The 8,173-nt window shown below is 51.6% G+C and carries 13 protein-coding genes; 11 read left to right on the top strand and 2 right to left on the bottom strand.

Features of this window, described 5'->3' with window-relative positions; genetic code table 11:
• The 6 genes from E1958_RS18875 to E1958_RS18900 form a co-directional block, all read left to right on the top strand.
• Window positions 1–493 (top strand): hypothetical protein (locus E1958_RS18875; protein WP_208108621.1); only part of this gene is annotated, 493 nt, incomplete at its 5' end.
• 9 nt (window positions 494–502) lie between these two features.
• Window positions 503–637 (top strand): hypothetical protein, encoded by a 135-nt coding sequence (locus E1958_RS21725; RefSeq protein WP_279381373.1) that lies wholly within the window; start codon window positions 503–505, stop codon window positions 635–637.
• Window positions 638–758: 121 nt separating this feature from the next.
• The gene (locus E1958_RS18885; protein WP_133513250.1) at window positions 759–1,022 is read left to right on the top strand and encodes a DUF2281 domain-containing protein; all 264 of its coding nucleotides are present in this window, start codon (window positions 759–761) and stop codon (window positions 1,020–1,022) included.
• Window positions 1,022–1,384: a type II toxin-antitoxin system VapC family toxin gene (locus E1958_RS18890; RefSeq protein WP_133513251.1), complete on the top strand. Its 363-nt coding sequence runs from the start codon at window positions 1,022–1,024 to the stop codon at window positions 1,382–1,384. The genes E1958_RS18885 and E1958_RS18890 overlap by 1 nt, the downstream gene beginning before the upstream one ends.
• A gap of 38 nt (window positions 1,385–1,422) precedes the next feature.
• On the top strand, window positions 1,423–2,031 hold the full coding sequence (locus tag E1958_RS18895) for a Uma2 family endonuclease (RefSeq protein ID WP_133513252.1): 609 nt from the start codon (window positions 1,423–1,425) through the stop codon (window positions 2,029–2,031).
• Between the two features lie 530 nt (window positions 2,032–2,561).
• A complete protein-coding gene (locus tag E1958_RS18900) occupies window positions 2,562–3,104 on the top strand; it encodes a nucleotidyltransferase family protein (protein WP_133513253.1) in 543 nt (180 codons plus the stop codon).
• A 60-nt stretch (window positions 3,105–3,164) separates the two neighbouring features.
• Here E1958_RS18900 and E1958_RS18905 read toward each other — a convergent pair whose 3' ends face one another.
• Window positions 3,165–3,623, bottom strand: coding sequence for a putative toxin-antitoxin system toxin component, PIN family (locus E1958_RS18905; protein WP_133513254.1), 459 nt, complete (start codon window positions 3,621–3,623; stop codon window positions 3,165–3,167).
• Entirely contained in the window at window positions 3,589–3,930 is a 342-nt protein-coding gene (locus E1958_RS18910) for a hypothetical protein (protein WP_133513255.1), read from the bottom strand. The genes E1958_RS18905 and E1958_RS18910 overlap by 35 nt, the downstream gene beginning before the upstream one ends.
• 300 nt (window positions 3,931–4,230) lie before the next feature.
• Between E1958_RS18910 and E1958_RS18915 the strand changes: the two genes are divergently transcribed.
• The 5 genes from E1958_RS18915 to E1958_RS18935 all read left to right on the top strand — a co-directional run.
• Window positions 4,231–4,485 (top strand): type II toxin-antitoxin system VapB family antitoxin, encoded by a 255-nt coding sequence (locus E1958_RS18915; protein ID WP_133513256.1) that lies wholly within the window; start codon window positions 4,231–4,233, stop codon window positions 4,483–4,485.
• Complete coding sequence (locus E1958_RS18920; RefSeq protein ID WP_133513257.1) at window positions 4,485–4,877, top strand: type II toxin-antitoxin system VapC family toxin; 393 nt, start codon at window positions 4,485–4,487, stop codon at window positions 4,875–4,877. The genes E1958_RS18915 and E1958_RS18920 overlap by 1 nt, the downstream gene beginning before the upstream one ends.
• 42 nt (window positions 4,878–4,919) lie before the next feature.
• On the top strand, window positions 4,920–5,948 hold the full coding sequence (locus tag E1958_RS18925; protein WP_133513258.1) for a thiamine pyrophosphate-dependent enzyme: 1,029 nt from the start codon (window positions 4,920–4,922) through the stop codon (window positions 5,946–5,948).
• A 378-nt stretch (window positions 5,949–6,326) separates the two neighbouring features.
• Window positions 6,327–6,569: a DUF2281 domain-containing protein gene (locus E1958_RS18930; protein ID WP_133513259.1), complete on the top strand. Its 243-nt coding sequence runs from the start codon at window positions 6,327–6,329 to the stop codon at window positions 6,567–6,569.
• A gap of 351 nt (window positions 6,570–6,920) precedes the next feature.
• On the top strand, window positions 6,921–8,173 hold a 1,253-nt coding region (locus E1958_RS18935), incomplete at its 3' end, for an AIPR family protein (protein ID WP_133513260.1).

The following is an 8,173-nucleotide window of genomic DNA, read 5'->3' on the forward strand; positions in this document are numbered from 1 at the left end:
ATCAACCCAAATTAACACATACGTGGCAGCAAAACTGGAACAACCTCAAAGTACACACCGATACTATGAAGAATTGCTGGAAAGTAATCGACCGAGAATGTTTAACAAAGGTGATAAGTTGGAGGAATACTACATATCCGCTCTTGCCCTAAAAAGAATAGAGAGAGCATTTAAGAAAAACGCCTTGGATGGACGATATAAGGCGTTCAAATATCATTTGATTTATGTTACCTACCAATTCTACGCCACAAAAAGACGGTTAACATCAGATTATGGATACGAGGATGTCATTACGGAACTAAGCGATCAATCAAATTTCGAAAAAGTATTGATGGCTGGAATGAACGGGATAGTAAAATGTTTTAAAAAGAGCGGACAGATTAAGTATGATGCCGCGAGAAGCAAAGCTTTTACTGACTCTCTTAAACAGGAATTAAAACGCCAACTCTCAACAAAACCATCCAACGGACGTGCTAAAGGCGCACGCCGCTGATGCTTAACGTTGGAAGATCGTTATCAGGTCATGCAGTCTGCCGACGCTGATGCCGAAGAAGATACGGAACACTTCCTCGTAGCGGTCACCGGTGGATTGAGCGAAGATTTTCCTGACGACATCACCGATGAAGATCTCGGTTAGGTTTTGTTTTGACTTAAGAATCACGCGAATCGGCGCGAATCAATTTTCCCGTGGATTCGCATGATTCGTAGTTTTTTATGTCCGCAGAATACCGGTGGTGGAAGATAAATAAGGAATCAACATGGCTACAATACAACAAATCCTTGAAGATATAGACAGTCTGCCACCTGAAATGCAGGAAGAAGCATTGGATTTTGTGCGGTTTCTTAAGAGCAAACTGCCAAAAAGTAAATCGAAGCCAAAGGAAAACACACCCAACGGCACAAAGCTCGCCCAGCTGATGGAGGAAGCATCGGATAAAAACCTATTTTCCCATATTAAAGATCCAGCCGCATGGCAGCGTGAAGTCCGTCAGGATCGTCCACTGCCCGGAAGAGAAGACTAATGTTACTGGACAGCAATATCATCATTTATTCATTTCCACCGGAATTTCGAAATATTCAAGCAGTTGTGAGCAAGCGTGATACCTGGTGTTCTGCCATTAGTTATGTCGAGACCTTGGGGTATCACAAATTATCAGAAGATGAAAAACACTATTTACAACGATTGTTTGATACTATTTCAGTTCTACCCATAACCCAGGCAATTATAAGTACAGCTGTTGAAATACGCCAACAAAGAAAAATGTCGCTTGGCGATGCAATTGTCGCCGCTACTGCCCTTGAACACCGCCAGACTCTAGTAACAAGGAATATTAAGGATTTTGACAATGTAGAGGGCTTGAAAGTGATTGATCCGTTGGCATGAATATGGCAGCTAACCCTTCCGCTACCGGAGTCGATTCCATGTCTCTGCAACCCAAGCCCTTCCTGAGCCTCGAGGACTGGCTGGAAGGCGAGCGCGCCGTCCTCGAAGGACGTAGCGAATACCTCGATGGCGAGGTCTTCGCCATGACCGGTGCGAGCTTCAAACACAACATCATTGTCATGAACATTGGCAGGGAGCTGAGCATCCAGCTCAAGGGACGCCCCTGCCAGGTCTACGCCAACGACATGAAGGTCCTCATCCGCTCCGCCAACGCCGGCAAGTATCCGGATCTGGTCGCCCATTGCGGAGAACCGGAGCTCCTGGACGACCGCCAGGATGTACTGCTCAACCCCGGCCTGATCGTCGAGGTCCTCTCCGCTTCCACGGAGACCTACGACCGGGGGGGCAAATTCGCCCTGTACCGCCAAATCCCGAGCCTGCGGGAATATCTACTGGTCTCCCAGGACCAGGTCCGGGTGGAGCTTTACCGGCGTGGTGAGGATGGCCGCTGGACCTTGATGGACTATGCCGGGCTCGAAGACCGGATCATCCCCCTGGAGAGTCTGGATTGCACCTTGGCATTGGCCGAGATCTACGACAAGGTAACGCTCGCGGGTAGTGGTAAATCTTTAAATGGTAGAGGATAGGTCCGGTTGACATTTCGTAGGATGGGCAAAGCCAGCGCCCGGCAAGCTGGGCTCGCGGCCGCGGTCATTCCAGGGCGGTTTGCAAGCCGCGACGGCTTGGGAGGATGCACCCGGCGCGGCGTGCCCATCACCAGCTGATGGGCACGCTTCGCCGGTTTGGTGTCCTGACCAGGAGCCGCGGTTCGGAGCGTTTGGCACCAGACTGGAGCCCGCGTGCCATCCCGAGGGAGCGGCTTCGCTTTGCCCATCCTACAGGCTCCATCAACCAATCTATCAGTTAAGAATTTACCACTACCCGCTCGCGCAGGGCAACCGAATATAATATGAATCACGCGAATCCACGCGAAAATCGATTCGTGTGATTCGTAGTCTTTTATGCCGGCAGGGAATAGGTCCGGATGTGGGCCAATCCTTGGGTCGCCTCCGGGCGTATTCGGGTCGTTGGCGGCTATAGTTTCGATCAACACCGTGTGGTAGCCTGCTTTGCTTCGAAGTCCGCCACTCCTGGCAGAAACAATAAGTCGTAACGCATGGCGCAACCGACAGAAATCCTGCAACACCTACTCCTTGACCTCTTTTCTACGCGACGAACGGTGGCCCCTGATCTCATCGCTAGGCTGAACGGGGAGGACTGGCGGCGCATCATGGAAATGGCCTATCGACATCGTTTGCGCCCCATGCTGCACTGGCGGTTTGAGCAGGTGCCTCAGCGATTAGAACTGCCAAAAGAGATTGTGGAAGACCTGGCTACCGACTTTGCAAATGCCACCCGGTATGGGTTACTGGTGCAACGGGAGCTGCTTCGCGCCCATCGTATATTGGAAGCGGCCGCGATCCCCCATATGTTCCTGAAAGGGGCCTTTCTGGCTTTTTTCTGTTATCCCAATCCTGCCCTGAGGCCTCTGCGCGATCTCGATATCCTGGTGCCGGAGACGATGGCGGTGCAGGCGCTCGAAATCCTGCGCGATGCCGGCTATCTATGGTCAAAGCGATTTCGGAAGGTGACCGGTGCCGATCCGACGGGAAGAATCGGTGCGAAAGGCGCTGCGCATGAAAAACAGCCAACTGCTTGATGAGTGTTAGTCGTTGCATAAATATCAGTGCTTAACGAGCGTAGTTTCAAGGATGTATATTTAGAGTACCTCAGCGAAAGCCCGCGGTGTGCATACATGTAGACGTGGGTAGCATTTCGCAATGCTTTCTGTATGAAAGTGCTTCATATTACCGGTGACAAGGTAGTCGGCATCGCCGTCCACAGCTAGGGAAAGGATCCCTTCGTCGGTTGGGTCGTTGACCATATCTGAAGTTATTGTGGTAACACTGACGTGATCGGCCAGGAGGCGATAGAGCAGGGCAAAACGGCGACGCTGCTCATCGGTAGCGGCGTAATGCGCAAACTTATCGCGGTATAGCACGTCGAGCAATTCAAGATATGTGGCGTCGGAGAAAAGCAACGTATGATGCTGCTTGCGTACAGCATCGAAAACCATGCGTGGTAGTCCGTTGGGAAAGTAGAAGGCACTGATAAGAACGTTCGTGTCCAATACCACACGATAGCTACTTTTCGATGTAGGCAGCACGTCGCTCATCATCAATGGATCGGAGAATATCCTTTAGTTTCTCTTCATTAAACCTTTTTCGCGCGGCCTGGGCACCGACTGTATCGAGTAAATCATCGAACTCTTGGTTGAGAAGGTCTCTCGGGATAATTTCAATGATCAGTTCATCATCAATTCGGGCACCGGCTTTCTGTGCCCATGCCAAAGGTAGCTCTGCACCACGGATGTTGCGGAGTGTCGTGCGCTGCAAGGTATGTGTCTTGTGCATCGTGTGTTGGTAGTGCTTAACGTGTAGTGATGAGCTTTCTGCCGAGTGATCGTTCAGACCCCACTTCGTCATTCCGGCAGGGAGTGCCGGAATCCAGGCACCAGGGACGGCAAACTCAGTGGGGGTCTGAACGATTATCCTGCCGGATCTTGTTCTTCTTCGATGGGATGATTATTTTATCATGACCCGGACCGCCTGGAACGGAAAAGAGTTAGACGCCAGAAGATCTTCGTAACATACTGATTTTAAAGTATCTTGCAAGGGGAACAACTCTATTACTTATAAGGGCATGCGCTCGCTCTGACCTCGGTTCTCGACGATCCGGAATCCGGTGGCTACACTGTAGAAAAATTGCCACATGTAATGAATCCAATGGCCCTCAACATTAGGAACCGAGAGACCGAGCAACTTGCGAACACTTTAGCCAAGTTGACCGGAGAGACTAAAACCCAAGCAGTTACCCGGGCGCTCCATGATCGGCTCGAGAAAGAGCGACGCAGACGGTCCGGCCGGAGCTTGGCGGACGAGTTGGATGAAATCGCGGTACATTGTTCATCCCTACCCGTACTCGACGACAGATCGCAAGACGAGATTCTCGGATACGACGACTCGGGTATTCCGCGCTGATGGTCATAGACACTTCGGCTTTGCTCGCTATTCTCCAGAACGAGCCCGAGCGCCCTGCCTTCAACCAAGCCATCGAGTCCGCCGACACGTGCGCCCTGTCCACCGCCAGTTTCGTCGAGCTTTCCATGATCCTCCAGTCCCGTTATGGCCCCGATGGAATCAGGGACCTCGATCTGTTTTTAAGCAGGGCGGGTATCGAGCTCATACCGGTGGACTCCGACCAGGCGTACATCGCCCGGCAGGCCTTTCGCCAATTTGGTAAGGGGAGGCATCCGGCAGGGCTGAACTACGGCGATTGTTTTTCCTACGCGTTCGCAAAATCCCTCGGCGAGCCGCTGCTGTTCAAAGGCCAAGACTTCTCGCAAACTGACTTGGCGGTCGCCGAGACTTGAAGTGACCTTATCCAGACCAACGACGCCCTCCAGGGCCACTTCATGAAGAACGTCATGGAGTTCCTGAGCTACAACGAATCGCCTGCGGTGTTCGATACCTATACCGCCTGTATGTCCGAACACGGGATCGCCGACAACGCCGGGAGCCGGCATGCGGAATTGGCGGTGCAGAGCCGGATGAGTCCGGTCTTCGTCCATGATCCGCGCCGGGGCGATACCCTGGCCGAGCGCTTCGTCCTGGACGGCAATCCGGACATCGGCAAGGACTGGACCACCACCACCCTGGCCTATGTGGACGCCGACGGTCAGGCCCAGCTCAAGGAGCTACCCTTCACGCCGGCGGACTTCGCGGTCCACGAGGGTCGCTTCAAAAAGCACTTCCGGCCCGCCGACGCGGACGCCGATCTGGTCCCGGTACCTGAGTACATCGATCTGAACGCGACCGAACGCCACGGCAAGACGCCCTTCATCTGGTCGACGGACGATGACCGCAGCCTGATCCAGCTGGCCGTCTCGCCGGCCATCGTCGAGCTGACCGAGGAACGCCGCCGCAATTGGCGGATGCTCGAATACCTGGGTGGTCTGCATGTGGATCGCATGCAGGAGGACCATCGCCGGGAGCTGGAGCAGTGGCAACGCAAATACGAACAAGCGGACGCCCAGCGGGAGGACACCATCGATACCATCGCCAGGGGCATGGCCGAGCTCGCCGCCGGCTCGGATGCCACGGCCAGCCAGTCGGTGGTCCCCCTGGATGCCATCACCATGGGCCCGAGCGTCGGTGCCGGACCCGAGGTCGGTCCCGAAGTCAGCGCCGCGCCGTTGGTACAGATCACCGAGGCAGATATGCCCAAGTGCACCAACTGCAAGACCTGCTATCAGGACCTGCGGGAGCTGTTCGAAAAGACCACCATCATGGTCGAGGGTGAACCCAAAGAGGTCAGCCGCGTGATCCCCGGCGTGCTCGACAAGATCGCGCTCACCCCGGAGTTGATCCGAACCGCCGCCCGGGTCGCCAACGACTGCGACGCCGAGATTATTCGGTTTCAGCAGCCGAATGGTGGGAGCTAGGTACAGGTTATCCGCAGATTACGCAGATTTTCACAGATTATTGTTTTTTTTCATCTGTGAGAGAATTTGTAGAATCCCTGCGGATTCAAACGTGACCGAAGCCGGTAGGGTCCGCTATGCGGACCTTTGGAGTGCGGCGGCAATTCAATTAGACACCTCTGTGCTTTGGTGATCTCCGGTGATTGATTGGTAGCACCTGTCTACCGGCAGGCACGGACCCGCCGCCGCTTTGGATGCAAACCGACCCGAACCAAAGCGCCGTCGCCGCGCCGCGTGGGAAATCGGTGGCTCTGGAGGTTCGACGAGGGATCTATAGAGGTGGTGGCACAGCCTGTATACTCCTACATGATTGTAATGCTCAAGGCTGGAGGACCGAACATGTTACTCACCGAAGTCATCTACGAGCACAGCCGCCGCTTGCCGGAGCAAGCTGCCCGTGAGGCACTAAGCTACATCGAATTCCTGGAAGATCGTTACGGGGTTATGCAGCCTGCCGACACTGACACCAAAGATACGGAGCGCTTCCTCGCAGCGGTCACCGGTGGGTTGAGCGAAGATTTTCCTGATGACATTACCGATAAAGATCTCGGTGTGGATGTACCACGTCGGAATCTCGATTGATGCCGTATCTGCTCAATACGAATGCCGCGATTGCATTAGTGCGGACCTCCTAAAGGTCAACACATCCTGATGACCGCAGAGACAACAGCACAACCGCCAATCAGCAGCGGACTCTACAACGCAAATCGGTCGTAATTGGCTCGCCATTATCGACCACTCTTGACCCCATTGTGTTCATTAACACCACGTCGAACAGTTTGCGGCCTACGTTGGATTTGCGTTCCTTCTCGTGCACCGGTTCCCCTAGGGGGTGAAAGACTCCCACGGGACCACTCCGCCACCTGCCAGCGGACTGCCTAGCTGGCTAATGCTCCGCAGCTGGTTATCAATATCATGGAGAAAAGCTGACTTATGAAAGACCAAATCCTTAAAGGGTATGTTGACGACTTTGCCACGGCATTCGAATTAGAAGGAATCGAAGATTCAATCGTTTTCGAACACTTTGTAAATTATTGTATAACCTCTAAGCAGTATCCGCGCGAGTTCGATTTTGATATTTTACGTGTTGGTGGTATGGACGACAACGGTTTCGATGGTGCAGCATTTATCGTAAATGGAAATATAGTTAAAGCTCCAGAAGAGGTCGGATATTTACTGAAAAACAATGGATATCTCGACGTCTCTTTTATATTCATTCAAACAAAAAAGTCTGCTCATTTTAAGGGCGATCAAGTGGGGACACTAATTTTTGGAATAAAAAGCTTTTTTGACGACAAACCCGCAATTCCAGAAAACGACGACATACAGAATTTGCGCAGAATAAAAGAAGAAGTCTATAGGAATTCTATTGGCTTTCAATCTTCTCCAACCTTGAATTTGTACTTCGTAACCACGGGAGAGTGGAAGGAGCCCGCGCAGATAACTGGCAGAGTGGAAAAAGAACTTCGCGATCTCGAAAGCAAGAAACTTTTTTCTAGCGTAGAGTTTAATTATTATGACGCAGACAAATTGAAGCAAGCTTACAGGGAGATTAATCGAAAGACAGTCAAGGAGGTGTCATTTCATAATCACGTAGCACTCCCTGAAATCCCTGGGGTGAGGCAGTCGTTTGTTGGTAGTATCTCTGCCAAAGAGTACGTTCGCTTGATATCTGATAATGAGAATAATCTGCAAAAATACTTATTCGAAGACAATGTAAGAGATTATCAAGGATACAACAAAGTAAATAGAGAAATTGAAAGGACGATTAAAAATTCAAAGGAGCAGGCTGCCCTATCAGTATTCAACAATGGGATCACAATAATCGCCAAGAAAGTCGAGCCTATTGGAAATAAAATGAAGCTTACGGATTTCCAGATAGTGAATGGTTGTCAATCCAGTCACGTTCTGTTCGAGAACAAACTAAGTTTATTGGAGGATACGCACGTCGTAATAAAAGTTATTGAAACTACTGATTACGACTTTGCAACTAGAGTAGTAAAGGCAACCAACCGTCAAACAGAAGTTAAAGACGAAGCGTTTGAGTCGTTATCTCAGTTCCACAAGGACCTTGAAGACTACTATAAAGCGAAAGCTAAGACTGTCCCTGATCCAATATATTATGAGAGGAGGTCGAAGCAGTATGACGGGTCGCCGACGGTAAAGACTGGTCAAGTCATTTCTTT

Origin of the sequence: Candidatus Thiosymbion oneisti (assembly GCF_004359955.1) — a bacterium.
GTDB lineage: Bacteria > Pseudomonadota > Gammaproteobacteria > Chromatiales > Chromatiaceae > Thiosymbion > Thiosymbion oneisti.

Coding starts and splice junctions, on each gene's coding strand:
- E1958_RS18900 (WP_133513253.1), top strand. CDS start 2,562: ATGGCGCAACCGACAGAAATCCTGCAACACCTACTCCTTGACCTCTTT.
- E1958_RS18885 (WP_133513250.1), top strand. CDS start 759: ATGGCTACAATACAACAAATCCTTGAAGATATAGACAGTCTGCCACCT.
- E1958_RS18905 (WP_133513254.1), bottom strand. CDS start 3,623: ATGATGAGCGACGTGCTGCCTACATCGAAAAGTAGCTATCGTGTGGTA.
- E1958_RS18925 (WP_133513258.1), top strand. CDS start 4,920: ATGAAGAACGTCATGGAGTTCCTGAGCTACAACGAATCGCCTGCGGTG.
- E1958_RS18910 (WP_133513255.1), bottom strand. CDS start 3,930: ATGACGAAGTGGGGTCTGAACGATCACTCGGCAGAAAGCTCATCACTA.
- E1958_RS18890 (WP_133513251.1), top strand. CDS start 1,022: ATGTTACTGGACAGCAATATCATCATTTATTCATTTCCACCGGAATTT.
- E1958_RS18915 (WP_133513256.1), top strand. CDS start 4,231: ATGGCCCTCAACATTAGGAACCGAGAGACCGAGCAACTTGCGAACACT.
- E1958_RS18895 (WP_133513252.1), top strand. CDS start 1,423: ATGTCTCTGCAACCCAAGCCCTTCCTGAGCCTCGAGGACTGGCTGGAA.
- E1958_RS18930 (WP_133513259.1), top strand. CDS start 6,327: ATGTTACTCACCGAAGTCATCTACGAGCACAGCCGCCGCTTGCCGGAG.
- E1958_RS18920 (WP_133513257.1), top strand. CDS start 4,485: ATGGTCATAGACACTTCGGCTTTGCTCGCTATTCTCCAGAACGAGCCC.